Below are 26,373 nucleotides of genomic sequence, written 5' to 3' on the forward strand. Positions count from 1 at the left end.
CTTGCCCCGCTGAGCCGGAGGCCTGCCCCCATGCGGTGCCGATCGTCGGTACCGTCCGGTCAGTGGGCGGGTTTGAAGTGCATGACGCCGTCGTCGAGCGGTGCGAAGCGCAGCCGGACCAGGTCGCGCGGGTAGTTCTGCCGGAGTCGCCAAGGACCCTGTGCGCCTTGGCGGGGGAGGATGTGGGCGGCCCGGCGGATGTAGCCGGACGACAGGTCGACGACCGGGCGCGGCGGGGCGTCGTACTCGGCCGGATCGACCTCGGGGACGCAGATCCGGTGGCCGGTGGCGCGGAGGTGGTTGAGGAGCCGGCAGACGTACTGCGAGGTGAGGTCGGACCGTAGTGTCCACGAGTTGTTGGTGTACCCGATGCACCAGGCGAGATTCGGTACGCCGCTGAGCATCATCCCCTGGTAGACGAACGTGTCGTGCGGCTCCACGGCCCGCCCGTCGACCGTCACCTCGATGTTGCCGAGGGCCACCATCCGGAGGCCGGTCGCGGTGACCACGAGATCGGCCTCCAGCACCCGTCCGGACCGCAACCGCAGTCCGGACGGGACGAACCGCTCGATCTCGTCGGTCACCACCGACGCCGTCCCGTTCCGCAGTGCATTGAAGAGGTCGGCGTCCGGGACCAGACAGAGCCGCTGGTCCCACGGCTTGTACCGCGGCGTGAAGTGCGGATCGGCCGGGATCGACTCCGGTAGCTCCTTGGCCACTGTGCTGTTCAGCAGCCACGCGGCATGCGCCGGCCACCGCCGGAACGCGCTGTAGACCATGGTGCTCAGGGCAACGTTCTTCCCGCGGATCACCCGGTGCGCGAGGTTCTCCGGCAGGACGGCGCGGATACGGTCCGAGAGCGCGTCATGGGCCGGCCGCGACGCGACGTAGCTCGGCGACCGCTGCAGCATCGTCACGTGTGCCGCCGTACCCGCCATGGCCGGCACCACCGTCACGGCGGTCGCGCCGCTGCCGATCACGACCACTCGCTGACCGGTGTAGTCCAGGTCGGAAGGCCAGTGCTGCGGGTGCACGATCCGCCCCTGGAACTCGTCCTGCCCCTCGAAGTCGACCACATGACCCGAGTCGTAGTCGTAGTACCCGCTGCACACATACAGGAACGAGCACGTGTACGACGTCCCGCCCGTCTCCACGGTCCACAGTGCGTCCGCCGACGACCACGAGGCGCGGACGACGCGTTCGCCGTACCGGATGTGCTGGTCGATGCCGTACGTCGACGCGGTCTCGTGCAGGTAGTCGAGGATCGACGGACCGTCCGCGATCGCCTTCGCCGCCTTCCACGGGTGGAACGGGAACCCGAGTGTGAACATGTCCGAGTCCGACCGCACCCCCGGGTACCGGAACAGGTCCCAGGTGCCGCCGAGCGTGTCGCGGGCCTCGAGGACGGCGTACGTGCGCTCCGGGCAGCGCGTCTGGATCCGGTACGCCGCGCCGATCCCGGACAGGCCCGCGCCGACGATCAGGACGTCGAAGTGCTGCATTACTCCACAGTAGTGAATCCTTCGACCGGGTGTTGTCGATTCCGCGCGGCGCCGATCGTCAGCAAGATGTTCAGTACAACCCAGACGAGGGAGCCTGAGATGGCGCAGTACATGTTCCTGCTGTACGACAGCGAGGAGTGGTACGACAACCTGACCGCGGACGAGTGGCAGCAGGCGATGAAGCTGCACGGCGCGTTCTCGGAGGCGGTCGAGAAGGCCGGGGCGCGGATCCTGGGCGGGGAGGCCCTGGAGCGGTCCACCACGGCGAGCACCGTCCGGCAGCGGGAAGGAGCCGACCCGCTGGTCACCGACGGGCCGTTCATCGAGACGAAGGAGGCGCTGGGCGGGTACTACGTCGTCGAGGCCCGCGACCTCGACCAGGCGCTCGAGCTGGCCAAGCTCTGCCCGTCCGGCAACGTCGAGGTGCGACCGGTGATGGACACCTCCGAGGGTGCGGGACCGCAGGCCTGACATGCAGGCACCCCCGGGTACGCCGGCGCTCGGCCGCGTCGGCGTACCCGCGTGGCCGGTTGGCGTACAGGCCGCACCCGGTGACCTGCCAGATCCCCGGCACCGGGAGGGCGCGTGAGTGAAGCGGTCGAGGTGACGCGGGTCGTCGACCGCGCGCACCGGGAGAGCTGGCCGACCGTGCTGGCGTCCGTGGTGCGGCTGACGCGGGACCTCGACCTGGCCGAGGACTGCACGCAGGACGCGTTCGTGCAGGCGTTGCGGACCTGGCCCGACGGGATCCCGGACAACCCCGGCGGATGGCTGACGACTGTCGCCCGCCGGCTCGCGCTGGACCGGCTGCGGCGCGAGACGAACCTGCGCCGCAAGCTCCCACTCCTGGTGGAAGAGCCGGGCGAGGTAGAGCAACCGACGGACCCGCTCCGCCTGGTGTTCACCTGCTGCCACCCGGCCCTGGCGCGGGAGTCGCAGGTGGCGCTGACGCTGCGCCTGATCTGCGGCCTGACAACGCGTGAAGTGGCGGCAGTCCTCCTGATCGGCGAGGCAACAGCCGCCGCCCGCATCACCCGGGCGAAGAAGAAGATCGCGGCGGCGGGCATCCCGTACCGGATCCCGGCCGATCACGAGCTGCCCGCGCGGCTCGACGTCGTGCTGACCGTCGTACACCTGGTCTATACGGCCGGACATGTCGCGGCGGGCCCGGAGCTGACGCGGACCGACCTGACCGGGCGGGCGATCGAGCTGGCCCGGATGCTGGAGCGCTTGATGCCGGACGAGCCGGAGCCGCAGGCGTTGCTCGGACTGCTGCTGATGACCGAGGCACGCGGCGACGCTCGGCTCAGCGCGGACGGTGAGCTGGTACTGCTCGCCGACCAGGACCGAACCCGCTGGAACGCGCGCTTGCTGGCAGAGGGCGTCTCACGAGCGACAACCGCCCTCCAGCGCGGTCACGGCCGGTTCGCGCTCCAGGCCGCCGTCGCCGGCCTGCACGTGATCGCCCCGTCGTGGGAGAAGACGGACTGGCGTCAGGTGGTTCGCATGTACGACGCGATGATGGTGAGCTGGCCGACCCCGATCGTCGCCCTCAATCGCGCCGCCGCGCGCAGCCTCGTCCCGCACGCGGACCTGTCCGCCGTCCTCGCCGAGCTGGATGCCTTGAGCAACGAACCGGCGCTGGCGTCGTACGCGTACCTCCCCGCGACCCGCGCCGACGTACTCACCCGGCTGGGCCGCCCCGACGAGGCGGCCGACGCCTACCGGCAGGCGATCGAACTGACCGGCAACGAGACCGAGCGCCGCTTCCTCACCACCAGGCTCAGGAATCTGGGCCAGGCGCTCGGTCCGGCAGATCGAAGTACCTGACGAGATCCGGCGTGCTGAACACGTGGATGTGCGTGAGGCCGGCCGGAGTCGGGGTGAGTACTGCGACACCGTACGGCTCGCCCTTGACGTAGGCGCCGACCGCCGGCTGACCGTTCGCGACGACCGGGATCATCCGCCAGTCACCAGGTTCGCCGACTGCCGAAGCGAGCAATCCCAGGCAGAGCTCGCGCCCGTTGAACCAGGTGGTCGTACCGACCAGCTCGATCGCGGCATCCGTCCGTAGCGCACGCTCGAGGGCGGCCGTGTCGGCGTGCTCGAAGCCCGCGATGTAGTCGTCGAGAAGCGCCCGGGACCGCGGATCGGTCGGCTCCAGAACCTCGCCCTGGGAAGGAGCTGTCTCGTCGAGCCGGGCCCGTGCGCGTTGGAGCGTGCTCTTCACGGCTGCGACCGACGTATCCAGCATCGTCGCGACCTCGGCCGCCGGGAAGGCGAGCACCTCCCGCAGGATCAGTACGGCGCGCTGCTTCGGCGGCAGGTACTGCAGAGCGGCGATCAACGCCAACCGCAGGCTCTCCCGGAGCGTCACGATCGCGGCCGGGTCGGAGGCGACCATCGACTCAGGGATCGGCTCCACCCAGCCGATCCCGTCGGGCGCCGGCTCCGGTGCGGCGTCGAGCTCCGCGCTCGGCGCGGCGATCCCGGACGGCAGCGCCCGGCGGCGGCGTCCTTCGAGCGCTGTTAGGCACACGTTGGTCGCGATGCGGTACAGCCAGACCCGCACCGACGACCGGCCCTCGAAGCCCTCCCAGGACCGCCAGGCCCGCAGGTACGTCTCCTGCACCGCGTCCTCGGCCTCGTGGACCGACGCGAGCATTCGGTAGCAGTGCGCCAGCAGCTCCTTGCGGAACGGCTCGGTCTGCTCGTCGAAGCCCATCACCCCTCCCTCGATCGGCACAGCCTGGATCGTCACAGGCCGAGCACCGGCCGAACCCAGCGTCCCATCCGCTGGACCGCATCGTCCGCCTCGGGCGCGCGACCGGCGGCCATCTGGAACGTGTGCTGCATCTCCGGGAACAGGTCCAGCCGCACCTCGACCCCAGCTTTCTCCGCCGCCTCGGCGAGCTGCCGCGCGTCGTCCAGCAGTACTTCGTCCCCGCCGACCTGGATGTAGATCGGCCCGAGGCCCGTCAGGTCGCCGTACAACGGGCTCACGAACGGGTCCCGCAGCGAGCCGTCCGGGCCGACGAGGATCCAGGCGAGGCCACGGACCAGGTCCCGGTGGAAGTACGCGTCACGGTCCCGGTTGGAGTCGTACGACGCTCCGATCGCCTCGAAGTCCACCCACGGCGAGAACGGCATCGCCCCGGCGGGCAGCGGCAGGCCGAGCGAGCGCGCCCGCAGCTGCGTGGTGATCGCCAGCCCGCCGCCCGCCGAGTCGCCGGTGAACACGATGTGCTCGGGCGCGATGTCCTGGTCGAGCAGCCAGCGGTACGCGTCGACCGCGGCGTCGACCGGAGCCGGATGCGTGTGGCCGGGTGCCAGCGGGTAGTCGATCGCCAGCGCGCGAACCCCGGCCGCGCGGGCGAGATGGGCGAAGAGCTTGCGGTGCGAGTAGCGCGAGCCGCCGACGAACCCGCCGCCGTGCAGACACAGCAGAACCCGGTCCGAGGCCGCGTTGTGGGGCACGATCCAGAGCGCCTCGCGCCCGGGCACCGCCAGGTAGTCGACATTCGGCGGCTCGGTGGTCAGTTCCGCCCAGCGGTGGTCGGTCAGCTCCTGGTCGGTGTCGAGCGTGCCCTGCTCGACTGCCTTCCGGCCCGCGGCCCAGTGCTGCCGGACCGCTTCCGATTCCTTGCTTGCCATCGGTTCTCCCTTTCGTTGCCTGCCCGTGTTGACCAGGGACCAGGCGGAAAGGAATCGGTCCGCTTGATTGACTAAGGGGATGGAGCTGATCGGGCAGGGGATGGAAGGTGCCGTTTACGACCTCGGGGACGGGACGGTGCGGAAGGTCTGGTTCGATCGGCGGCCCGAGGACGTGCTGCCGTTGAAGGAGTTTCTCGACGAGTTGCCGGAGTTGCCGTTCCGGACGCCGCGGATCAGGGAGATCGGGGCGGGGGAGGGCGGGCTCGCGGTGAGCGTGGAGGACAAGCTGACCGGCGTACCGCTGCACGAGGCCGGTCTGCCGGAGGAGCAGGCGGTCGACGCGTTCGTCGCGGTGGTGGAGGCGTTACGGTCGGCCCGGCCGGGGCCGGCGAGTCGGCGGTTGCCGGTGGTTGGGGAGGCGTTTTGGGCCGGTTCTTGGGGGGAGAGTCTGGCGGGTTTGGTACGCCGTCGCGCTGCAGCTTCGAAGGTGCATCTCGAGCGGGACGTGCCTGATTTCGCCGGACTGTTGGAAGAAGTGCTGGAGCAGCTACAGGTTGGAACTGGCGGTGACTCTGCCCTTGTTGGTGGGTTGAGTGTGGTTCATGGGGATATTTGCCCGCCTAACGTGCTGATGGACGGGGCGCGGGTTGGTGCTGTGCTTGACTGGGGGTTCTTGTCGACGGCGGGGGACAACACGTTCGAGGCTTCGTTGGCGGCGGGGTTCTTCGACATGTACGGGCCGGGGGCGCGGCGGCTCGACGACCTGCTGGTGGATCGGTTCGTGGAGCTGGGACACGACCGGGAGCGGATGCGGCTGTACCGGCAGGCGTACGCGATCGTCACCGCGACGATCTACGACGAGAACGCCGGCGACGGCCACTACCGCTGGTGCGTCGACCAGCTCACGAGATGATCGGCGAACCGTCGCTGAGGTTGTGCAGCTGCTCCGGTGCGGCCAGGATCATCGGCAGCCGGCGGGCGTTCAGCGGCGACACCAGGCCGGTCAGCTCCTCCGGCGCGTGCCACGAGATGTCCTTGATCTCGAACCCGTCCGGCTGCAACCGGTCGATCAGCGACGGGTCGTGCACGCCGCCGTCGTACAGGATCTCGACGGCGTCGCCCCAGCCCTCCCAGCGCGGCAGCCAGTCGATCGCCAGTACGCCGAGCAGCGGCAACGCCGTACCGAGCTCTTCCTCCATCTCGCGTGACGCACCGGTCGCCGGGTCCTCGTCCGGCTCGACCACACCGCCCGGCAGCTCCAGGTCCTTCTTGTAGCTGACCTGGCAGAGCAGCACCCGCCCGCTGGTGTCGCGGACGACGACGTGCGCGATCACGCGCTTCTTCGGCAGCGTCGAGTCCATCAACGCCGTCCAGCCCGTCACGGTCTCCGGGCGCGGATCGTCCACGCGCATGCCGTACACCGCGATGTCACGACGCTCACCCTCCACCAGCGCGGCGCCGCGCAGTACGCCCTCGCGCCGGAAACCGGACCGGATCGCGACCCGCGCGGAGGCGTGCAGCGCGGGATCCACCTCGACCTGCAGCCGCTCCAGACCGAGCTCACCGAACGCGTACTCGCTCAGCAACCGCAGCGCACGCTGCGCGACGTCCGTTCTGTCCATCGCCCACACCACCAGGCCGACGCCGGGCGTCGTCCGCCGTACCTCGACCGTCCCGGCCGGTCCGCCGTTCTCGACGTCGAACGCGACCACCTGTGGATCCTGACGTGCCAGTCGCAGGGTCAGGTCACCATCGGTCAGCGGAGGTACGGCGGTCACGCCCTGAACGCTACCCGGTGAAGCGCAGGTACACCGTCGCCAGGGGTGGTACGGACAGCTCGGCGCTGGTCGTCATGCCGTGCCATTCCGGCCCGTCGGCCTCCACTGCGCCGAAGTTGCCGACACCGGATCCGCCGTACGCGCCTGCGTCGGTGTTGACGACTTCCTCCCAGCGACCGGCGTACGGCAGGCCGAGACGGTAGCCGTGGTGCGGCAACGCGGAGAAGTTCGTGATGCACGCCACGGTCGGCTCGCCCTCGTCGCCGTACCGGACGAACGAGAAGACGTTGTTGCCCGCGTCGTTGGCGTCGATCCAGCTGAACTTCTCCGCCGCGTGGTCGGTGCGCCAGAACGCCGGGTTGTCCTTGTACGCCTGATTCAGGTCGCGGACCAGCTGCTGCAGGCCGCGGTGGTCACTGTGGTCCAGCAGCCACCAGTCCAGCTCACCCTTCTCCGACCACTCCGACTCCTGGCCGAACTCGCAGCCCATGAACAGCAGCTGCTTGCCCGGGTGCGCCCACATCATCGCCAGGTAGGCGCGCAGGTTCGCCAGCTGCTGCCAGCGGTCGCCGGGCATCTTGCGCAGCAGCGATCCCTTGCCGTGTACGACCTCGTCGTGGGAGAGCGGGAGGACGAAGTTCTCGGAGTACGCGTACATCATCGAGAACGTCATCTCGTGGTGGTGGTACTGGCGGTGCACCGGCTCGTGCTCCAGGTAGCGGAGCGAGTCGTTCATCCAGCCCATGTTCCACTTGAAGCCGAACCCGAGCCCGCCGAGATGCGTCGCGCGGGTGACACCCGGCCAGGACGTGGACTCCTCGGCGACCGTGATCACGCCCGGGACGCGCTTGTAGAGCGTCGCGTTCATCTCCTGCAGGAACGAGACGGCTTCCAGGTTCTCCCGGCCGCCGTACTGGTTCGGGACCCACTGGCCCTCTTGGCGCGAGTAGTCCAGGTAGAGCATCGAGGCGACCGCGTCCACCCGCAGGCCGTCGATGTGGAACTCCTCGGCCCAGTAGATCGCGTTCGCGACCAGAAAGTTCCGCACCTGGGGACGGCCGAAGTCGAACACCAGCGTGCCCCAGTCGGGCTGCTCGCCGCGGCGCGGGTCCGGGTGCTCGTAGAGCGGCGTACCGTCGAACCGGGCCAGCGCCCAGGCGTCCTTCGGGAAGTGCGCGGGCACCCAGTCGACGATCACGCCGATCCCGGCCTGGTGCAGGTTGTCGACCAGGTACCGGAAGTCGTCCGGGTCGCCGAACCGCGACGTCGGGGCGAAGTACGACGTCACCTGGTAGCCCCACGAGCCGCCGAACGGATGCTCCATCACCGGCATCAACTCGACATGCGTGAAGCCCATCTCGTTGACATAGGCAACGAGTTCGTCGGCCAGCTCGCGGTACGACTTCCCCTTCCGCCACGAGCCGAGATGTACTTCGTACACGCTCATCGGCTCGGCGTACGCCTCGGACACGGCGCGCCGCTGGATCCAGGCGTCGTCGTCCCACTCGTACGTCGACTCGTGCACGACGGACGCGTTCGCCGGGGGAGTCTCGGCGAAGTTGGCCATCGGGTCCGCCTTCTGCCGCCAGACGCCGTCGCGGCCGCAGATGTCGAACTTGTACCGCGTACCGGCACCGACACCCGGCACGAACAGCTCCCAGACGCCGGAGCCGCCGAGCGAGCGCATCGGGTGCGCGCGGCCGTCCCAGAAGTTGAAGTCGGCGGTCAGCCGGATGCCCTGCGCATTGGGGGCCCAGACCGCGAACGACGTCCCCGTGACCTCTCCGGCCGGGCCGTCGTAGCGGCGGACGTGGGCGCCGAGCACGGTCCACAGCTGCTCGTGCCGGCCCTCGCCGATCAGATGCAGGTCGACCTCGCCGAGCGACGGGAGGTACCGGTACGGGTCGTCGGCCTCGGTCGCCGGTCCGTCGGTGTAGGTGACCTCGAGCCGGTAGTCCGGCACCTTGTCGGTGTCGAGTACGCCGACCCACACGCCGTCGTGCTCGTGCCGCAGCTCGAGCCGCTGGCCGTCGTACAGCACGGTGACGCTCTTCGCGAACGGGCGCAGCACCCGTACCGTGACCCCGTGCTCGCCGAGATGCGGCCCGAGCACCTGATGCGGATCGTGATACGTACCGCCGACCAGCCGGTCGAGCACAGTCCGATCCACCGGCACCGCCGACACCGGCACCTCGTCCACCGGCGCCGCCGGCATCTCGAAAGGTTCACGCTCGCCCATCGAAGAACCTCCTGCTAGTGCTCGGCCAGTTGGGCTGCTGCGGACAGGGGGATGGGGAGCCAGCTGGGGCGGTTGCGCGCCTCGTAGAGGACCTCGTAGATGACCTTGTCGGCGAGGAAGGCGTTGAGGAGGACGCGCTGGTTGCGCGGGTCGGTGCCGGCGACTTCGGCGTACCCGTCGCAGAAGGCCTGCTGGTTGCGGCTCGCCCACTCGGCCGCGCGGTACGCGATCTGCTGGTCGCCCTGGTGGTCGGCCAGTAGCGACCGGGCCGCGTAGTCGAACGAGCGCAGCATCCCGGCGATGTCCTTCACCGGCGTGTCCAGCGCCCGCCGCTCGATCAGCGACTTGGCCGGCTCGCCCTCGAAGTCGATCAGCTTCCAGCCGTCGATGGTGCGCAGCACCTGACCCAGGTGGAAGTCACCGTGGATCCGCTGCACCGTCACCGGCTCGTCGTACGCCGCCAGCGCGTCGAAGGCCCGCATCAGGCCGTCGGCGTACGGCTGCAGGTCCGGGATCGCGGACGCCGCGGCGGCGAGCCGTCGGCGCATCGCCTCGGCGTGCTCGACCAGCTTGGCCGGCTCCCAGATGTCGGTGCCGAGCGCCTTGGCCAGCTCGGAGTGCACCTGCGCCGTACTCGCGCCGAGCCGGTGCGACTCGGCGGCGAAGTCGCCGCCGACCTCCTCCGCGTGCAGGTCCGCCTCGGCGTACAGGTCCCGCACCGAGGAGGTCGCGAACGACCAGCCGTCGGTCGCGTTCTTCTGGAACGCCGTCATCATCGCCAGTTCGCCGCTGTCGGTGCCGCCGCCCGCGCGCGGCCACCGACCGCGCGCCGAGCCCAGCACCGCCGGGACCAGTTCGGACCCGGCCTCGGTCAGCGCCGACTCGATCTCGACCCCGGGATTGCTCCCGGGCTCGAGCCGGCGGAACACCTTCAGCAGCGCGACGTCGTCGAACACCAGCGACGTGTTGCTCTGCTCGACGGTGAGGACGAGCGACTGCGCGTCCTCCGGTACGTCGATGGAACGCTCCGGCGCGTGGACGGGATGGAACTCCAGCCCGTCCAGCTGCCGTCCGTGCGTGAGCCCGGCCAGCCAGTACGGCGTCGCTTCCTTGTCGTGCAGCGCGTCGTACACCCAGACCTCGGTGTCGCCGAGATCAGGCTCCACCCACTCACCGACCAGCGCGTGGGCGAGGTGCTCGACCGGTGCGCGGTGGTAGCTGAGCGGGAGCTGGTACACCCGGATCGGGATCTCCACCCCAGGCGGGCCCGAACAATAGACGAACCCGATCCGGACCGCCGGCCAGGCGTCCGCGTCCGACAGCCAGACCGAGCTGGCCATCGCTTCGACGTGGACGTCGTGTCCCTTCTCGCCGAACCACCTCTGGCTCGCGCAGAAGGACTGGACCTGGTCCAGATGGGAAGTCACTTAAATGCTCTCCTCGTGGTCTTCCGGCTTCGCCACCGGCAGCCGGAACCAGTAGAAACCGTGGGCGCCGAGGGTCAGAAGGTAGGGCAACTCACCGATCGTCGGGAAGTGCACACCGCCGAGCAGTTCGATCGGCTCGACGCCCTGCCAGTGCCGCAGGTCCAGTTCGATCGGCTGCGGGAACCGGGACAGGTTGTTCACGCACAGCACCACGTCGTCGCCGAACTCGCGGATGTACGACAGCACACTCGGGTTCGATCCACCGAGGTCGGTGAAGGTGCCCATGCCGAAGCAGGGGTGCTGCTTGCGGGTCTGGATCATCCGGCGGGTCCAGTGCAGCAGCGACGAGGCGTTCTCCATCTCGGCCTCGACGTTCACCGCCTGGAAGCCGTAGACCGGGTCCATGATCACCGGGAGGTGCAGCTTCCCCGGGGTGGCGGTGGAGAACGACGCGTTGCGGTCCGGCGACCACTGCATCGGGGTCCGGACGCCGTCGCGGTCGCCCAGCCAGATGTTGTCGCCCATGCCGATCTCGTCGCCGTAGTACAGGATCGGCGAGCCCGGCAGGCTGAGCAGCAGCGCGGTGAACAACTCCATCTTGTTCGTGTCGTTGTCCAGCAGCGGCGCCAGCCGGCGGCGGATGCCGATGTTGGCCTTCATCCGCGGGTCCTGCGCGTACTCCGACCACATGTAGTCGCGGTCCTCGTCGGTGACCATCTCGAGCGTCAGCTCGTCGTGGTTGCGCAGGAAGATGCCCCACTGGCAGGTGTCCGGGATCTCCGGCGTCTGGGCCAGGATCTCGGAGATCGGGAAGCGCGACTCGCGCCGTACCCCCATGAAGATGCGCGGCATCACCGGGAAGTGGAACGCCATCTGGCACTCGTCACCGCCGGAGTCGCGGTCGCCGAAGTACTCGACCACGTCGGCCGGCCACTGGTTCGCCTCGCAGAGCAGGACGCGGTCCTCGTAGTTCGCGTCCACCTCCTTGCGGACCCGCTTGAGGAACTCGTGGGTGCGCGGCAGGTTCTCGCAGTTCGTGCCGTCGGTCTCGAACAGGTACGGCACCGCGTCCAGCCGGAAGCCGTCGACCCCCAGGTCGAGCCAGAACTTCAGCGCCTCGATCATCGCGTCGCCGACGGCCGGGTTCTCGAAGTTCAGGTCCGGCTGGTTCGAGTAGAACCGGTGCCAGAAGTACTGGCCGCGCACCGGGTCCCAGGTCCAGTTCGAGGACTCGGTGTCGACGAAGATGATCCGCGCGTCGGCGTACTTGTCGTCGGTGTCGGACCACACGTAGAAGTCGCCGTACGGGCCCTCCGGGTCCTCCCGCGACGCCTGGAACCAGGGGTGCTGGTCGGAGGTGTGGTTCATCACGAAGTCGACGATGATCCGGATCCCGCGGGCGTGCGCGGCCTCCATGAACGCGGCGAAGTCGGCGATCGTGCCGACCTCGGGCATCACACCGGTGTAGTCGGAGATGTCGTACCCGCCGTCGCGCAACGGCGACGGGTAGAACGGGGGTAACCAGAGACAGTCGACACCGAGCCACTCGAGATAGTCGAGCTTCTCGGTCAGGCCCTGCAGGTCGCCGATGCCGTCGGCGTTCGAGTCCTTGAAGGACCGCACGAGGACCTCGTAGAAGACGGCCCGCTTGAACCACAGCGGGTCACTCTTCGTCAGTCCGTGGTGCTGCTCCGGCAGCATGTCGGTCACGCTCACCTCCATCGGGTGTCTCCAAACCTAGCGGTACTACAGCTTGACTACAGCCCGGCGCCACGACGTGGCGCCGGTGTGTGGACCGCCCGGTTCAGGCACTGCACCCGTGTACCCCGTTACGGCGTACTCAAAAGGAGGGGGCAGTGCGTGGGGCCGGTGATCCCCGGAGACTCCGGTGATCCGCGGTGATGTGGTGACGCCATCGGCCGAACGGTCCCGCAAGGCGTTCCGCACAGTCTGGCGGCCCTTTGCCAGTACAAGCAAATAGGGCTCGCGCTCAGCCCACACTGCGATTCGATGACGACTCGCACCGCGGCTCGCACTGCCCGCGGGCACCGCGTTCGCGACCGCTCGGGTCGCTCAGCGGCGGAGTCCTTCGTTCTGCCGCTCGGTGCCCTGGTCGCGCCGGATCCACCTGCCACCACGCCACAACCGGGGTCGTCGTTTCACGGCCCCCGTGGCGTCCGCGACCCCGATCCGCGGGTCCTTCTTCTGCAGCAGTTCCTCGGCCGTGAACACCTGATCCGGCTCCAACGGCTCCGACTCGTCGGGTCCCACCGCGTTCTCCTTCCACCGGACCGGCCAGGTCGCTGCACCACCCGTACTCCGTGTACTACGTGCGCCGGGCGGCGTACCTTCTCGTGCAAAGGTACGCCGCCCGGCGGTTCGCTCGACCGTGATCGGTCCCGAACTCAGTCGCCGCCGAGAGTGGACGCCCTGCCGGTTCGCTTGACGGCCTGCTGGCCGGGCTGCGTGGCCGGCCGGGCCTGCGGAGCGGCGGCCGGGCCCGCGGACGTACCGGGTCGCGCGACCCCGTCGTTCGCCAGCCGCTGGACGCTCTCGACGTCCGGCGTCCGCAGCGGCCGGGACTTCCTGATTCCGGCTGCCTTCGCGATGCTGCGCCAGGTGCCGGCCGCGATCTCTTTACCGTGGTTCGGAACGGTGACGGTCTTGCCCGAGTCGTCCTGCCACACCTCGTGGCTGCCCTTGCCCCGGCCCGGGATCTTCTTGAAGCCCTGGCCCTTCAGTTCGCTCTCAGCCTCTTTGCGCCTCTTCGGTCCCGCCATCAGCCGTCGACCTCGACCGTGACCGTCACCTGCTCGGGCACGCCGACCACATCGGCGAGCGCGGCGATGGCTTCCTTCAGGTCCTCGATCGCCGCTTCCCGCGTCGCGCCCTCACCGTTGGCGAAGGAGTCCGGGTTCAACGCAGCCGAGGCGCACCAGGCGCCGTTCTCGTCCTGCTCGATGACGAAGGGAACTGTGATCTCGCGTTGCAACTTCCGCCTCCTGATGTCTGTTGACTACTCGCGATCGTAGGTCTGGTCCGGGGTCAGAATTCCCGGTTCGGTCGCGTGGTGTAACCGACAGCCGGTGGGCGGAACCGGCGGTCGCGGCTCGACGTCGCCGAGCGTGTCAGCCGCGGGGGTTCGCGGACTTGCGGGGACGGCGGGTGTACTTGGTGAAGCCGGCGCGTTCGGCGTCGGCCTCGGTGCGGAACCAGACCTCGGGTTTCGTACGGCCGTAGTACGGCGAGTCCGGGGTGTGGAACAGCATCGACTGCGCGTTGCCCTTGATCGTGAACCCGTCGGGCGGGCCCTGGTGCGGCACCGCGTCGGCCGAGCCTTCGCCGTACCGGCCGGGTGGTACGGCGGGATTCGCCTCCGGCCCGCTCTCCGTCGCCGGCTGCATGTGGTCGAACAGCGTCGGCTCCACATCCATCAACTGCGAGAACTCAACCCGCCCCGCATCCGAGGCAGGAGCCGCCTCGGCCGCAGGAGGGGACGTCGGCTCGGTTGGGGCCGCGGGCTCGGGTGCTGGGGTGGAGCGGGCGGCGGGAGTGCGTCGGGCGGACGGTGGCGGAGCGGCCGGCGGGTGAGTGGACGTCGGCTCGGTTGGGACAGCGGGCTCGGGTGTTGCGGCGGGAGTGCTTCGGGCGGACGGGGTTGGAGCCGTCGGCGGGGGAGTTGCTGCCGGAGTCTTCGGGCCGTCGGAGGTTGCCGGAGTTGGCGGTGGGGTGGAGGTTGCCGGGGGCGACTGGGCTGCTCTGGTGGCGGTTGTGCCGGCGAGGGGTTGCTCGTCGGCTCCGGGGTCCGCGGGGTGGGTGGCGGGGCGGCGGTGGTCCAGGAGGCGCCAGGTGATGGCTGCGCCCAGGACGAAGGCGAGGAGGGAGCCGAGCCAGTTGTCGCGTAGCAGCCAGCTCATCAGCGGACGCCCCTCGTTGGCCGGAGCCGGTGCAGCAGCCAAGCGGCCGCGCTGCCGAGGACGAACGCGACCAGCAGCAAGATCCAGACCTGTGCGATCAGCCAACTCATGCAATCCCCTACGGAAGCTATGGACCACGCATCTCGACGGCCACGACACCACGCCGAACGCGGCACGTGACCGTGCGGCGACATTACTCCGTCCACCACCGCCACCGCACTTCAACCTCGCCCTCGCCGTACGGGCCGGCTACTGACGGGGCCGGAGTTCGACGCGACGGTTGGCGATCCGGCCGGCGCCGGTGTCGTTCGAGGCGATCGGGAAGGACTCGCCGTACCCGTTCGCGATGATGCGGTCGGGCGCCACCCCGAGCCGGACCAGTTGGTCCTTCACCGCGGCGGCCCGGCGCTCGGACAGCGGCAGGCTGGTCGCGGGCGAGCCGAGGTTGTCCGTATGACCGGCCACCTCGACGCGGGCCGTCGTACACGACTTCAGCAACGCGGCCGCCTTGACCACGGACGGCTTCGACGCGTCGTTCACGATCGAGGTACCGGACAGGAAGATGATCGGGTGCTGCCGGGTGAACGCGCCCAGCCGGCTCTGGAACGTCCGGCACGGCTCGCTCACCGCGGTCTTCGCGGCCGCCGGAAGCTCCAGTTCGTCGGCGATCACCGCGCCGGGGACGGCCCTCGCCGCGGCCCGGCCGACGGTCGCCTTGGTCGCCTGGTCCGGGACCTGACCGGACAGTGTCACGGTGGTCCCGTCGTACCGCACCGAGGCGTCGCCGGTCCCGATCGCGAGCGCCCGCAGCAGCGCGGACAGCGTCGTCGCGTCGGCGAGCCCGTTGGCCGGGTCGATCGTCGTGCGGTCGTCGTACTCACGGTCCTCGCCGAGCAACTGCTCCACCTCGGCGGTGACGGCGTCCTTGACCGCCTGGCTCTTCACCGGCGCCTGCACCCGGATCGCGCGATTCGTGCGCCCGACCTCGAACGCCGGTACGCCGGACTCCTCGGCCGTTCCCGTGGTGGGTGCCGTGGTGGGTGTCGGCGTACTGCCGGAGGCCTGGCTGTTCTCGACCGAGACCGACCGCACCCCGTCGACGCCTGCGACGACCTCCCGGACGCGGCCCGCATCCACCCCCGCCGGTACGGCGACGCGCGCGTCCCGGCCGTCGAAGTCGACGTGGCTGGTCTCGATGCCGCGCGCCTTCAGCGCGGACTCGGTGCGCTCGCGGAGGTCGTCCTCGGTGGTGCCGGCCCGGGCGGGAATCAGCACAGCGGTCAGCAATACAGGGACTGCGAGGGCCGCGAGCAACCAGATGACGAGCGGCCGTCGGACGAGACCGGGCACTGTTCCTCCGTGGATGCGGTCAGAGTGACCGTGCGCCAGGAGACTACTCCGCCTCGCAGTCCGATCGCACACCAGCCGGGGGAGCGGCGCGGTGTTTCCGCGGGTTTCCTGTCCTGTTTCCGACAGGACGCATTTGTGCCAGCCCGGCGCGCAAGGAATCCCTTGACTTATTTCGTGGCGTGAACCGTACTTGTGAGCGGGCCGGTTCGACTGGGGGAGGGGCTTGCTGTGTTGTCGATGGAGAGGCCGTCCGATTCGTCGTTGATCATCGGCGTGGCCGCGTCCACGGCCGAACGAGTACAGCTCGCCCGTCTGCTGGGCGAGGCCGACGCGCTGCTGCTGGTGGCGAACGCCGATCAGGCGCGCGCGTTCCTGGAGCTCACCGGCGTCACCCCCGGTACGGCGTTCTCGGCGCCGACCGTGGTGGCGGCGGCGGAGCGATCCGCCCAGATCAAGGCGGTCCGCGACGTACCGCCGCCGGAGCCGTCGACCGAGCTGCGGCTGGACGTCGACCGCCGCGTGGTCCGCTGGAAGGACCGCGAGATGCCGTTGACCCGGCTCGAACACGACTTCCTGCACTGCCTGGTAGCCGAACCCGGCCGGGTCTGGACGTACCAGCGTCTGCACCACGCCGTCTGGGGCAACGAACACCTCGGCCACGGGTCGCACATCCACTCGGTCGTCAAACGCCTCCGCCAGAAACTGGCCAACCTCGGCGCCACCGTCACCATCCACGCGGTCCGAGGCGTCGGCTTCCACCTCCTCCCGACCGCCTGACCCCCAATCCGCGCAGGTGGGGAACCTGACTGGTCATCTGAGGTTCGCAGGATTCCCCACCCCGATCAGGCACCCTGGTCCGCAGGGGATGGGGAAACCGGGCCAGCCGCGGTGGCGGAGGACGGTGGCGACCTGGATTGCAGCACCACACGGGTCCTCCACGATCTGGTAACCGAACCGGAGCGTGGCCTGCTCGCTCATCAGCGCCACGTTGTCCCTGGTCATGTCGCGCCAGCGGGAGCTGGTGTCCTCGTGTCCAACACGACCGTCCAGCTCGACGATCAGGTCGTAGTCGTACACGGTGTCGCGATACGAAACTCCGTACCCGCCGGCCACGCGCACCTGTCGTCTCGCGGACGGGAGCCCATGCGCACGTTCGACCTTGCGGAGGTAGAAGAGCTCCAGGAAAGACTCGACTCCGTCGGCAGCGTCACGCAGTACATGGACGAGGAAGCGGTGGCGGGGGAGTTGCTGCGTCCGGGCCAACTCGGTCAGCAGTCGTTGTGGCGTCGTACGGCGCTGACGGCAAACGTCGAGCACCAGCGACGCCGCAGCATCCGCCCGCGCCCGTCGACTCGCAACCGTCAGAACAGCCGTCTCGAGTCGGACCGTCGGCAGCTCCCGCGATCCGAGCACGCGGTACGCGAAGTCCCGCGTCCGCGTGATGACAACACCAGGCTCCCCACGCACCTTGCGCCGGTGCGGTATCTCCAGCCGGATCACATCTGTCTGGCTGCGCTCGATCCCGTACTGCCGAAGCGCAGTCTCCCCGGCCAACGCGGCCTCCGGACCGTACGCGAGCCAGGCCGCCCACACCCGCGTCTCCCAGGGCACCGGGCCGGAGAAATGTACGTACGCCCCGCGATAGAGCCGCTGGATCCGCCCCGTACGGCGCCGCGCCGCGAGCGAGCGGTCCGATATCCCTGACGTGTTCGCCTGCGCCCGGCTGAACGCTCCCCGTTGCCGATGCAGGATCTCGTCGAATTCCCGTTCCACCCCCAAGAAGATGCACCACCCCCACCCCGCCGTACGCCGCCAACTCCCAACCTGTGCAAAACCGGGAGTGGGGAATCCTCCTGGTCGTTCCAGGTGCGGCCGATTCCCCACCGGAAACGGGCTCGGCCCCCGGACCAGCGTGGTCCGGGGGCCGAGTTCTGTACTACCTGGCTATCTGATCGACTTCAGGGCGAAGTCCTCGGTGACGGGTTCACCGGCCAGGAGACGGGTGGTGCGGGTCTGGGGCCTGTAGCCGTCCTTCGCGGCGATCAGGGTGAGCGGGTTGTTGCGACGGTCGAGCCAGTAGGCGTAGCCGCCGTCCTTGTCGGTGATGAAGGTGTAGGACTGCGCCCACGAGTCCACCTGCACGATCGCGCCCGGGAGGGCGGCGGAGGCGCCGGACGAGCTGACGCCCGTGACCGTGCCCTGCAGCTTGCTCCAGGTCGTGGGCGGGGTGACGGTCATCGTCACGCCGACCGGTGCGACCGAGTAGGGGGTGTTCTCGCGGATCGTGACGCCGCCGCTGTAGGTGCCGGGCTGGTCGACGCTCGCGGTGAGCGTGACCTTGACAGTCGTCGACTGTCCCGGGGCCAGGGTGGCCTCGGTCTTGTCGATCGACATCCAGCTGACGTCGGCCGACGACTCGGAGCAGTCCTCGAGACCCGGCAGGGCCTCACTGTCCACGGTCGCCGTGAAGCCGCCGGACGAGCCGCCGACCTTGTAGAAGCCACACGCCGCACCACCGCGGTACCGCGGCAGGTTGGCGTTCGGCAGTGCCGACCAGGCCTGGGCCGACGGGTCGTAGGCGAAGCCGGCGTTGGTCACCGCGCCCGCCTGGACACCGCCGACGATCAGCAGCTTCCCGCCGGCGACGGCGTACGACGCCGCCCAGTGGTCGGCCGGAGCGTCGGCGATCGCGGTCCACGAGTCCGCACCCGGGTCGTAGACGTACGCCGACTTCTGCGACGTCGCGCCGTCGTTGCCGCCGGCGCAGTACAGCAGGCCGTCGATGGCGCCGCAGGACGCGAACGCGACCGACTTCGGGTAGTTCGCCAGCGTCTCCCACGCGTTGGCGGCCGGGTCGTACCGGACCACCGAGTTGCTCATCGGAGTACAGCCGGAGGTGGTGCACCCGCCGACGGCGTACAGCTTGCCGTCGAGCACGGCCTGACCGGCGGCGGCCCGCGGGGCCGGGTTGGCGGCCAGTGCGGTCCAGGCGTTGGCGGCCGGGTCGTACGACCAGGTCTCCGGCGCCGGGCCGGACGGTCCCCAGCCGGAGCTGGCGATGATCTTGCCGTCGATCACCCCGACGGTGATCGCGTTGCGGGCGCCCGGCAGCGGGGCGATCGCGGTCCAGGCGAGCGACGCCGGGTCGTACACGTAGCTGTTCGCCGTCGACGCACTACCGTTGCCACCGGCAATCGAGTAGAGCTTGCCGTCGAGGTTGACCACGCGGTTGTCCATCACGGTCGCCGGGTAGTCGGCGATATCGGTCCACGGAGCCGCCATCGGCTTCGCGGCGGCCGGCGAGGAGCCTGTCTTGCCCGACAGCATCCGGGCGAACGAGGTGTCCACGGCGAGCCGCTGCAGCGGGGCGCCCGGCCCGTTCTCCACCTGCTCCTTGGTGGTCTTGGTGCCGTTCGCGTTCTGCAGGACGAAACCGTTGTCCTTCTCCCCGAACTTCACCTCGACGTCCGCGCCGCCGGTGTTGGTGACCGTGAACGACTTCGTCACCTTCCCGGTCGGCAGCTTCAGGTTGCCGCTGACGGCGCCCGGTGTGACGGCCAGCTGACCGGCCTTCAGGCTGTAGTCGGCGGTGGTGGCCCAGTCGGCCTCGACCGGGACGGTCGCGGTCGTGCTGACGTAGTTGCCGGCCTTGGCGGTGAAGCCCTGGTCGCCGTCGGCCGACGAGTACAGCCAGTAGAAGCCGTCGTTCAGAGCGGTGTCCTCAGGGGTCGCCGCCGTCGTCGCGGACTCGCTGCTGCCGTCACGGGTGACGACCGCGCCGTTCACGAACCCGTTGGTGTTGGCGTCCTTGACGTTGCCGACGACGATGCCACCGCCGGTCGGCTCACAGGTGACCTGGCTGCCGACGAGCACGTTGTCGACCTGCCACCACCATTCGTACGACGCGTTGTAGTAGTGGAACCGTACCTGGACCGCCGCCTGACCGGCCGCCTGCGGGATCGCGATCTCCTTGACTCCGCGGACGTCGGCCGACTGGGTGAGCACGTTGCTCCAGGTGGCGCCGCCGTCGATCGACAGGTCGACGTCGGCCTTCTCCCCGCCCAGGTAGTTGAGGTCCTGGTTGAACCGGATCACCGGAGCGGTGACCGAGGTCAGGTCCACGACCGGGCTGACCAGCGACGTGTCCTGCGAACCGCCGCCGCCGTACTTGTCGCTGTCGATGATCGCGAAGTTGCCGCTGCCGCCGGCCAGGTTGCCGCGGTTGCCGGGGTTGTCGAACTTCCAGACCTGCCCGTTGCCCTTGTTGTCGACCACGGTCCAGCCGTTCGGGGCGGCCTTGGCGTCGAAGGTCTCGTAGACGCCGTCCGAGCCCCACTTGTAGCCGGGCGCGGTGGTGCAGGCGGTGGCGCTGACCGGGACCGCGATGTTCTTCGTCAGGTTGCCGCTGCCGACCGTGATCGGCTCGCTGACGGTCTGGTACCCGGCGTACGTCGTCTCGACCTTGAGCGAGTACGCCGCACCCGACGGGACCTTCAGGCTGTACCGGCCGTTGCTCGGGGTCGTGTAGTCGAACACGCCACCCGGGCCCTCGACCGACACCTTCGCGTACAGCGGCCAGCCGTGGCCGGAGCCGTCCGTGACAGTGCCACCGACGCTCACCTGCGGAGTGCTCTCCAGGGCGAAGCTCTTGGTGGTGGTCTGGCCGGTGGTGATCGTGGCGGTGGCGGTCTGGGTCTTGTACCCGAAGGACGCGACCGTCAGGGTGTAGTCGCCGGCCGTCAGCACCGACGAGAACGTACCGTTGCTGCTGGTGGTCAGCGTCTTGTCGGGCTGACCCTCACGCTGGACCGTCACGCTCGCGCCGGCGAGGGCGGCACCACCGGTGGCGGCGGTGACGGTGCCGGTCAGCGTGCCGGTGTCGCCGATCGGCGCGGCGCTCACCAGCGCCAGCGCGTCCAGGCGGCCCTGGCCGAAGACGTTGTTGTTCGCGTCGGTGCCGCCGCACTGGCTGTTCGGCGTGTCGATCGCGGTGGTGTTCAGCAGCGCGCGCGTGGCGGCGACGTCACCCTTGAGGGACGGCGAGGCCGACCACAGCAGGGCGATGGCGGCCGCCAGGTGCGGCGTTGCCATCGACGTACCGTTGAACGCGCCGTAGGTGCTGCCCGGCAGGCTGGACCGGACGTTGACACCGGGGGCCGAGATGTTCGGCTTGATGGTGCCGCCCTGACCCGCACCGCGACCGGAGAAGCTCGCGATGTTGTTGTTGATGTCGTAGGCACCGGCCGAGTAGTTGCTCGTCAGGCTGCCCGGCGAGCCACTGCTGTTGCAGCCCAGTTCACCGCTGTTGCCGTTGGCGAACGCACCGAAGATCCCGGACGCGGTCCAGGCCAGGGTGATGTCCTCCATGAACGGGTCGTTCGACGGCAGCGTGGAGCCCCACGAGTTGTTGATGATGTTCGGCCGCTTGCTCGCGTCCGGGTTCTGGCCCTGCAGGTCGGTCGGCTCCAGCATCCACTGGCCTGACTCGATCAGCGCGGCGTCGCTCGGGCAGCAGCCGTTCGCGGCGATCCACTTCACGCCCGGGGCGACGCCGATCTGGTTGCCCGCGCCGTCGTCGCCGACCATGGTGCCCATCGTGTGGGTGCCGTGGCCGTTGCCGTCGGACGGGGCGGCCGGCGAGGTGCCGGCCGCGTCGAACCAGTTGTAGTTGTGGTTGAAGGTGCCGTCACCGTTGTTGCCGCGGTACTGGTTCACCAGCGCCGGGTGGTCGTACTGCACACCGGTGTCGATGTTCGCGATGACGATGCCCTCGCCCTTGTCGCCGTACTGCGACCAGACCTGGTTCGCCTTGATGTTCGCGATACCCCACTCGACGGCCTGGACCGCCATCTCGGACTGGCCGGGGGTGACCTTCGGCACCTCGACCTGGGCCGGGGCGTACAGACCCTCGACCTCGGTGTGCGCGGCCAGGTTCTTGGCCAGGTCGAGCGAGCCGCTCTCGATGCGGATCGCGTTCGTGCCCCAGAACGACTGGTACTGCACGTGCTGCGCGTCCAGTTCGGCGCGGATCTTCGCCTGGCTGTCCGCGGCGGCCTTCTTCAGCGCGGCGGCGACCGCCGTACCGCGCTCGTTCCAGTTGGTGATCCGGCCGGCGGCGGTCAGGTCGGCCTTGGCCGCGAACCGGACCCAGTAGTCCGTCGCGGGCTTGGCGTCCTTGCCCTCCAGCTTCGCCATCAGGTCCGGCTTGATCTTGGAGGCCGGTGTGGCTTCCGGCTTGGTGGGCGGTCCAGAATCCGGCACTGCCTGGGCCTGGCCTACCGAGGCCAGTCCGGTGGCCAGCACGGCCACCGTCGCCAGGGCACCCACCAGAGATCTGGCGAGTCCCCTTCGTGGTTGATGTGACATCTCTGCAGCCCCTCACTTGAAAGACCCCGAGTCGACTCCCCCGAGTCATCTGCTGCAGGAGGGCTCACAGCGCGTGCCCCCCAGGCTGCGGCATGTGACACCGCCAGCCTGACGTGGACCTTATGTGTCAGAACAACGTGGTAACAAGCACACTTCGTGAGCAACTTGTGACTAGCTGTCGCGCCGATCGAGGCAAGCTAGGCAAACCTTGGCAGTTCGTTGACGATCGCGGGCAACGGTTGACATCGTGACTAGATGGTCACCGCCCGTGAACCCGCCCCTACGGACGCCGATCTCACAGAGACCTTCCCGCTGCTGATCGCGATCGCCGCCTCGGCCGAACAGCGCGTCCGGCTCGCCGAACTCGTCGACGACGTGGCGCCGCTGCTGCTGGTCTCCAGCCTCGACGAACTGCGCAAGCTCCTGGTGCCCGTCCAGCCGCCACCGCCGGCCGGGTCCGAAAAGCAGCCGCCGGACCCGGACGCGGTCGAGGCCACCGCCGTCCGCGCGACCGGCGACGACCCGGACGCCGACGTACTCACCATCGACCGGGACCGCTCGGTCGCCCGCTGGCACGGCGGCGAGATCCAGCTGACCGAGCTCGAGCAGGAGCTGCTCGGCCGCCTGATGTCCACGCCGCTGCGGGTCTGGTCGTACGACGCCCTGCACCAGACCGTGTGGCGGGACCGGAACGTCCGCGGCACCGGCGACGTGCACTCGGTCGTGAAGCGCCTGCGCCGCAAGCTCGACGACCTCGGGACGACGGTCACCATCGACGCCGTCCGCGGCATCGGGTTCCGGCTCACCGATCACCAGCGCCCGACGATCACCGATCTGCGCGCGGGGTAACGTCGCCGGATGTGACGTTCTCTGCGCTGAGTCATCTCGAGTGCCCGCGGTGTGGAGCGACCCATGACGCCGACCGGATCATCGGCCTGTGCCCGTGCGGATCGCCGCTGCTGGCGCGGTACGGCGTACCGGAGCTGAAGAAGCAGGACCTGACCACGCGGCCGCCGGATCTGTGGCGGTACCACGAACTGCTGCCGGTGCGTTCGCCGGAGAACGTGGTGACGCTGGGGGAGGGGATGACGCCACTGCTGCCGTTGCCCCGGTACGGCGCGGCGCTCGGCGTCGACCGGCTGCTGATGAAGGACGAGGGTCTGATCCCGACCGGGACGTTCAAGGCCCGGGGCGCCGCCGTCGGGGTGTCCCGTGCGTACGAGCTCGGCGTCCGGAAGATCGCGATGCCCACGAACGGGAACGCCGGGTCGGCGTGGGCCGCGTACGCCGCCCGCGCCGGGATGGAGGCGCTGATCGCGATGCCGCGGGCCGCGCCGGAGATCTGCCGGCGCGAGGTGACCGCGGTCGGGGCGCGGCTGCAGCTGATCGACGGCCTGATCGGCGACGCGGCGGCGTACATCCGGGAGCAGCCCGGGTACTTCGACGCGTCGACGCTGAAGGAGCCGTACCGGATCGAGGGCAAGAAGACGATGGGCCTGGAGATCGCGGAGCAGCTGAACTGGCAACTGCCCGACGTGATCGTCTACCCGACCGGAGGCGGCGTCGGCATCATCGGCATCTGGAAGGCGCTCACCGAACTGCGCGACCTCGGCTGGATCGACGGCCCGCTGCCGCGCCTGGTCGCGGTGCAGTCGACGGGCTGTGCGCCGATCGTCCGCGCGTGGGAGAAGGGCCTGCCGGAGAGCGAACCCTGGCCCGACGCCCAAACCGTTGCCTTCGGCATCACCGTCCCCAAGGCCCTCGGCGATTTCCTCGTCCTGCAAGCGATCGCGGAAACCGACGGTTGCGCCGTGGCCGTCGACGACGACGACATCCTCACCGAGCAACACCGCGTCGCCCAACTCGAAGGCGCCTTCGTCTGCCCCGAAGGCGCCGCCAACTTCGCCGCCATCCGCACGCTCCGCGAGTCCGGCTGGATCCACGCCGACGACCAGGTCGTCGCCCTGAACACCGGCGCCGGGTTGAAGTACCCGGAAACCGTCCCGCTCTAGGAGGACTGGTCCGTCCCGCGCGGTGCTCCGCGTGGGGCTGCTCATCTACCCCCGGAAACAGTCCGTCAGGCCTGGCCGCGGCGGACGGCGAGGATGTGGGCGGGGTCGCCGTTGGGGTCGAGTTTGACGTAGTTGCTCTGGCCCCAGCGCCACGTCGCGCCGCTGATTTCGTCGTACACCGTGAAGGTGTCCTCCGGGCGCATGCCGAGGGCGGCCATGTCGAGGTGGACCATCGACTCGCGGACCGAGTGCGGGTCGGTGTTCACGATGACGATCACGGTGTCGCTGTGGCCGTCGGGGGCGGTCGAGCGCTTCGAGTAGCACATGATCGCTTCGTCCTCGACGGAGTGCAGCGTGAGGTTGCGCAGCTGCTGCAGCGACGGGTGCCGGCGGCGGATGTTGTTCAGCAGCGTCAGGTACGGCGCCAGCGTGCGGCCTTCACGTTCCGCCGCCTCCCAGTCCCGCGGGCGGAGCTGGAACTTCTCCGTGTCGAGGTACTCCTCCGACCCGGGCCGCAGCGCCACGTGCTCGAACAGCTCGTACCCGGCGTACACACCCCAGGCGGGCGACGACGTCGACGCGATCGCGGCGCGGATCTTGAACGCGCCCGGTCCGCCGTACTGCAGGTACGCCGTGAGGATGTCCGGCGTGTTCACGAAGAAGTTCGGCCGCAGGTAGTGCGCGCTCTCCTGCGTCAGCTCGGTCAGGTACTCCTCGAGCTCCCACTTCTCGTTGCGCCAGGTGAAGTACGTGTACGACTGGTGGAACCCGACCTTCGCCAGCTCGCGCATCATCGGCCGCCGGGTGAACGCCTCGGACAGGAACACCACGTCCGGGTCCGTCTTGCGGATCTCGCCGAGCAGGTACTCCCAGAAGTTCACCGGCTTGGTGTGCGGGTTGTCGACCCGGAACACCGTGACGCCCTTGGAGATCCACAGCCGGACGATCCGCAGTACTTCGGCGTAGATGCCCTCGGGGTCGTTGTCGAAGTTGATCGGGTAGATGTCCTGGTACTTCTTCGGCGGGTTCTCGGCGTACGCGATCGAGCCGTCGGCGCGGACCGAGAACCACTTCGGGTGTTCCTTCACCCACGGGTGGTCCGGCGACGCCTGCAGCGCGAGGTCGATCGCGACCTCCAGGCCGACCTCGCGGGCGCGGCCGACGAAGTACTCGAAGTCCTCGAAGGTGCCGAGCTCCGGGTGGATCGCGTCGTGGCCGCCCTCCTCGGAGCCGATCGCCCACGGCGAGCCCGGGTCGCCCGGCTTCGGGTCGAGGGTGTTGTTCGGGCCCTTGCGGAACGAGTGGCCGATCGGGTGGATCGGCGGCACGTAGAGGATGTCGAAGCCCATCTTCGCGACGGCCTCGAGGCGCTCGGCGGCGGTCCGGAAGGTGCCCGACTTCCACTGTCCGGTCGCTTCGTCGTACTTGGCGCCCTCGGAGCGAGGGAAGAACTCGTACCAGCTGCCGTACAGCGCACGCGTCCGGTCGACCCACACCGGGTACGTCTCCGACGACGTGATCAGCTCACGCACCGGGTACCGGCCGAGGGCCGAGCGGACCTGGGGGGAGATGCCCGCGGCGAGCCGCGCCTCCGGCGGCAGCGCGCCGTTGGCCAGCGCGTGCGCGGCGTCGCTCAGCGTCGACCGGTCCGCCCGTACGGCGGGCGGCACACCGGCGGCCGCCCGGTCGAAGAACGCGGCGCCCTCGGCGAACATCAGGTCGACGTCGATCCCGGCCGGCACCTTGATCTCGGCGTTGTGCCGCCAGGTCCCGTACGGGTCGCTCCAGCCCTCGACCGCGAACGTCCACGCGCCCTGCTCCTGCAGCGTCACGTCGACGGTCCACCGGTCGGTGCCCTGACCGACCGGGGTCATCAGCATCCGTCTGGTCTGTCCCGACGGCGAGGTCAGCACGACGTTCGCGTTCACCGCGTCATGGCCTTCCCGGAAGACCGTGGCCGCGATGGTGAACGTCTCGCCGACCGAGGCCTTGGCCGGATACGCTCCGGCGTCGACGGTCGGGGTGACGTCGGTGATCGGGATGCGCCCAGTCATGGCGTAGAGGAACCTTCCCTCGCGAATGTGAAGCCGGCCCGATTGCGATCCGGCGGGTGGGGTAACTACGTCGG

The 26,373-nt window shown here is 69.4% G+C and carries 21 protein-coding genes; 6 read left to right on the plus strand and 15 right to left on the minus strand.

Annotation, left to right across the window (positions count from 1 at the left end):
* Positions 1 to 59: 59 nt before the first annotated feature.
* Positions 60 to 1,502: a flavin-containing monooxygenase gene (locus tag BJY22_RS17935; protein ID WP_167208240.1), complete on the minus strand. Its 1,443-nt coding sequence runs from the start codon at positions 1,500 to 1,502 to the stop codon at positions 60 to 62.
* Positions 1,503 to 1,601: 99 nt separating this feature from the next.
* On the opposite strand from BJY22_RS17935, the gene BJY22_RS17940 reads away from it, so the two are divergent.
* Together BJY22_RS17940 and BJY22_RS17945 are read left to right on the plus strand one after the other, a co-directional pair.
* On the plus strand, positions 1,602 to 1,973 hold the full coding sequence (locus BJY22_RS17940) for a YciI family protein (protein WP_167208242.1): 372 nt from the start codon (positions 1,602 to 1,604) through the stop codon (positions 1,971 to 1,973).
* A gap of 114 nt (positions 1,974 to 2,087) precedes the next feature.
* Positions 2,088 to 3,332 (plus strand): RNA polymerase sigma factor, encoded by a 1,245-nt coding sequence (locus BJY22_RS17945; RefSeq protein WP_337758758.1) that lies wholly within the window; start codon positions 2,088 to 2,090, stop codon positions 3,330 to 3,332.
* On the opposite strand, the gene BJY22_RS17950 is transcribed toward BJY22_RS17945, so the two are convergent.
* Positions 3,286 to 4,248 (minus strand): RNA polymerase subunit sigma-70, encoded by a 963-nt coding sequence (locus tag BJY22_RS17950; protein WP_337758759.1) that lies wholly within the window; start codon positions 4,246 to 4,248, stop codon positions 3,286 to 3,288. The two genes, BJY22_RS17945 and BJY22_RS17950, sit on opposite strands and share 47 nt — an antisense overlap.
* Before the next feature lie 11 nt (positions 4,249 to 4,259).
* Positions 4,260 to 5,156 (minus strand): alpha/beta hydrolase, encoded by an 897-nt coding sequence (locus tag BJY22_RS17955; RefSeq protein WP_167208244.1) that lies wholly within the window; start codon positions 5,154 to 5,156, stop codon positions 4,260 to 4,262.
* A 79-nt stretch (positions 5,157 to 5,235) separates the two neighbouring features.
* Here BJY22_RS17955 and BJY22_RS17960 point away from each other — a divergent pair, with 79 nt between their 5' ends.
* Entirely contained in the window at positions 5,236 to 6,069 is an 834-nt protein-coding gene (locus BJY22_RS17960; protein ID WP_167208246.1) for a phosphotransferase family protein, read from the plus strand.
* Here BJY22_RS17960 and BJY22_RS17965 read toward each other — a convergent pair.
* From BJY22_RS17965 to arfA, 9 genes are all read right to left on the minus strand, one after another.
* Complete coding sequence (locus BJY22_RS17965) at positions 6,059 to 6,934, minus strand: NUDIX hydrolase (RefSeq protein WP_337758760.1); 876 nt, start codon at positions 6,932 to 6,934, stop codon at positions 6,059 to 6,061. The genes BJY22_RS17960 and BJY22_RS17965 overlap by 11 nt on opposite strands.
* Positions 6,935 to 6,944: 10 nt before the next feature.
* Positions 6,945 to 9,173 carry a 1,4-alpha-glucan branching protein GlgB gene (gene glgB, locus BJY22_RS17970; protein WP_167208248.1) on the minus strand — a complete coding sequence of 743 codons (2,229 nt, stop codon included), beginning with the start codon at positions 9,171 to 9,173 and terminating at the stop codon, positions 6,945 to 6,947.
* Between the two features lie 14 nt (positions 9,174 to 9,187).
* Positions 9,188 to 10,600 (minus strand): maltokinase N-terminal cap-like domain-containing protein, encoded by a 1,413-nt coding sequence (locus BJY22_RS17975; RefSeq protein WP_167208250.1) that lies wholly within the window; start codon positions 10,598 to 10,600, stop codon positions 9,188 to 9,190.
* Positions 10,601 to 12,322, minus strand: a complete 1,722-nt coding sequence (treS, locus tag BJY22_RS17980; protein ID WP_167208252.1) for a maltose alpha-D-glucosyltransferase — start codon at positions 12,320 to 12,322, stop codon at positions 10,601 to 10,603.
* A gap of 351 nt (positions 12,323 to 12,673) precedes the next feature.
* Entirely contained in the window at positions 12,674 to 12,871 is a 198-nt protein-coding gene (locus BJY22_RS17985) for a hypothetical protein (RefSeq protein WP_167208254.1), read from the minus strand.
* 134 nt (positions 12,872 to 13,005) lie between these two features.
* Positions 13,006 to 13,380, minus strand: coding sequence for a type II toxin-antitoxin system HicA family toxin (locus tag BJY22_RS17990; RefSeq protein WP_167208256.1), 375 nt, complete (start codon positions 13,378 to 13,380; stop codon positions 13,006 to 13,008).
* Complete coding sequence (locus tag BJY22_RS17995) at positions 13,380 to 13,592, minus strand: type II toxin-antitoxin system HicB family antitoxin (protein WP_167208258.1); 213 nt, start codon at positions 13,590 to 13,592, stop codon at positions 13,380 to 13,382. The genes BJY22_RS17990 and BJY22_RS17995 overlap by 1 nt, the downstream gene beginning before the upstream one ends.
* Positions 13,593 to 13,728: 136 nt before the next feature.
* Positions 13,729 to 14,034 carry a sunset domain-containing protein gene (locus BJY22_RS18000; protein WP_167208260.1) on the minus strand — a complete coding sequence of 102 codons (306 nt, stop codon included), beginning with the start codon at positions 14,032 to 14,034 and terminating at the stop codon, positions 13,729 to 13,731.
* A 732-nt stretch (positions 14,035 to 14,766) separates the two neighbouring features.
* The gene (gene arfA, locus BJY22_RS18005; RefSeq protein ID WP_337758761.1) at positions 14,767 to 15,867 is read right to left on the minus strand and encodes a channel-forming protein ArfA/OmpATb; all 1,101 of its coding nucleotides are present in this window, start codon (positions 15,865 to 15,867) and stop codon (positions 14,767 to 14,769) included.
* A 237-nt stretch (positions 15,868 to 16,104) separates the two neighbouring features.
* Between arfA and BJY22_RS18010 the strand changes: the two genes are divergently transcribed.
* Positions 16,105 to 16,644 carry a winged helix-turn-helix domain-containing protein gene (locus BJY22_RS18010; RefSeq protein ID WP_167208262.1) on the plus strand — a complete coding sequence of 180 codons (540 nt, stop codon included), beginning with the start codon at positions 16,105 to 16,107 and terminating at the stop codon, positions 16,642 to 16,644.
* 33 nt (positions 16,645 to 16,677) lie between these two features.
* On the opposite strand, the gene BJY22_RS18015 is transcribed toward BJY22_RS18010, so the two are convergent.
* Both BJY22_RS18015 and BJY22_RS42460 read right to left on the minus strand, forming a co-directional pair.
* Complete coding sequence (locus BJY22_RS18015) at positions 16,678 to 17,640, minus strand: type IV toxin-antitoxin system AbiEi family antitoxin domain-containing protein (protein WP_167208264.1); 963 nt, start codon at positions 17,638 to 17,640, stop codon at positions 16,678 to 16,680.
* A gap of 171 nt (positions 17,641 to 17,811) precedes the next feature.
* Positions 17,812 to 22,176 (minus strand): S8 family serine peptidase, encoded by a 4,365-nt coding sequence (locus BJY22_RS42460; protein ID WP_337758762.1) that lies wholly within the window; start codon positions 22,174 to 22,176, stop codon positions 17,812 to 17,814.
* Positions 22,177 to 22,488: 312 nt separating this feature from the next.
* Here BJY22_RS42460 and BJY22_RS18025 point away from each other — a divergent pair, with 312 nt between their 5' ends.
* Both BJY22_RS18025 and BJY22_RS18030 read left to right on the plus strand, forming a co-directional pair.
* Positions 22,489 to 23,082 (plus strand): winged helix-turn-helix domain-containing protein, encoded by a 594-nt coding sequence (locus tag BJY22_RS18025; protein WP_167208267.1) that lies wholly within the window; start codon positions 22,489 to 22,491, stop codon positions 23,080 to 23,082.
* A gap of 11 nt (positions 23,083 to 23,093) precedes the next feature.
* The gene (locus BJY22_RS18030; RefSeq protein ID WP_167208269.1) at positions 23,094 to 24,245 is read left to right on the plus strand and encodes a threonine synthase; all 1,152 of its coding nucleotides are present in this window, start codon (positions 23,094 to 23,096) and stop codon (positions 24,243 to 24,245) included.
* 65 nt (positions 24,246 to 24,310) lie between these two features.
* On the opposite strand, the gene BJY22_RS18035 is transcribed toward BJY22_RS18030, so the two are convergent.
* Positions 24,311 to 26,299, minus strand: coding sequence for an alpha-1,4-glucan--maltose-1-phosphate maltosyltransferase (locus BJY22_RS18035; protein ID WP_167208271.1), 1,989 nt, complete (start codon positions 26,297 to 26,299; stop codon positions 24,311 to 24,313).
* Positions 26,300 to 26,373: the final 74 nt, after the last annotated feature.

It is taken from the genome of Kribbella shirazensis, from assembly GCF_011761605.1.
Classification (GTDB): Bacteria; Actinomycetota; Actinomycetes; order Propionibacteriales; family Kribbellaceae; genus Kribbella; species Kribbella shirazensis.

Coding starts and splice junctions, on each gene's coding strand:
- BJY22_RS17935 (WP_167208240.1), bottom strand. CDS start 1,502: ATGCAGCACTTCGACGTCCTGATCGTCGGCGCGGGCCTGTCCGGGATC.
- BJY22_RS17940 (WP_167208242.1), top strand. CDS start 1,602: ATGGCGCAGTACATGTTCCTGCTGTACGACAGCGAGGAGTGGTACGAC.
- BJY22_RS17955 (WP_167208244.1), bottom strand. CDS start 5,156: ATGGCAAGCAAGGAATCGGAAGCGGTCCGGCAGCACTGGGCCGCGGGC.
- BJY22_RS17960 (WP_167208246.1), top strand. CDS start 5,236: ATGGAGCTGATCGGGCAGGGGATGGAAGGTGCCGTTTACGACCTCGGG.
- glgB (WP_167208248.1), bottom strand. CDS start 9,173: ATGGGCGAGCGTGAACCTTTCGAGATGCCGGCGGCGCCGGTGGACGAG.
- treS (WP_167208252.1), bottom strand. CDS start 12,322: ATGGAGGTGAGCGTGACCGACATGCTGCCGGAGCAGCACCACGGACTG.
- BJY22_RS17990 (WP_167208256.1), bottom strand. CDS start 13,380: ATGGCGGGACCGAAGAGGCGCAAAGAGGCTGAGAGCGAACTGAAGGGC.
- BJY22_RS18000 (WP_167208260.1), bottom strand. CDS start 14,034: ATGGATGTGGAGCCGACGCTGTTCGACCACATGCAGCCGGCGACGGAG.
- BJY22_RS18010 (WP_167208262.1), top strand. CDS start 16,105: ATGGAGAGGCCGTCCGATTCGTCGTTGATCATCGGCGTGGCCGCGTCC.
- BJY22_RS18025 (WP_167208267.1), top strand. CDS start 22,489: ATGGTCACCGCCCGTGAACCCGCCCCTACGGACGCCGATCTCACAGAG.
- BJY22_RS18035 (WP_167208271.1), bottom strand. CDS start 26,299: ATGACTGGGCGCATCCCGATCACCGACGTCACCCCGACCGTCGACGCC.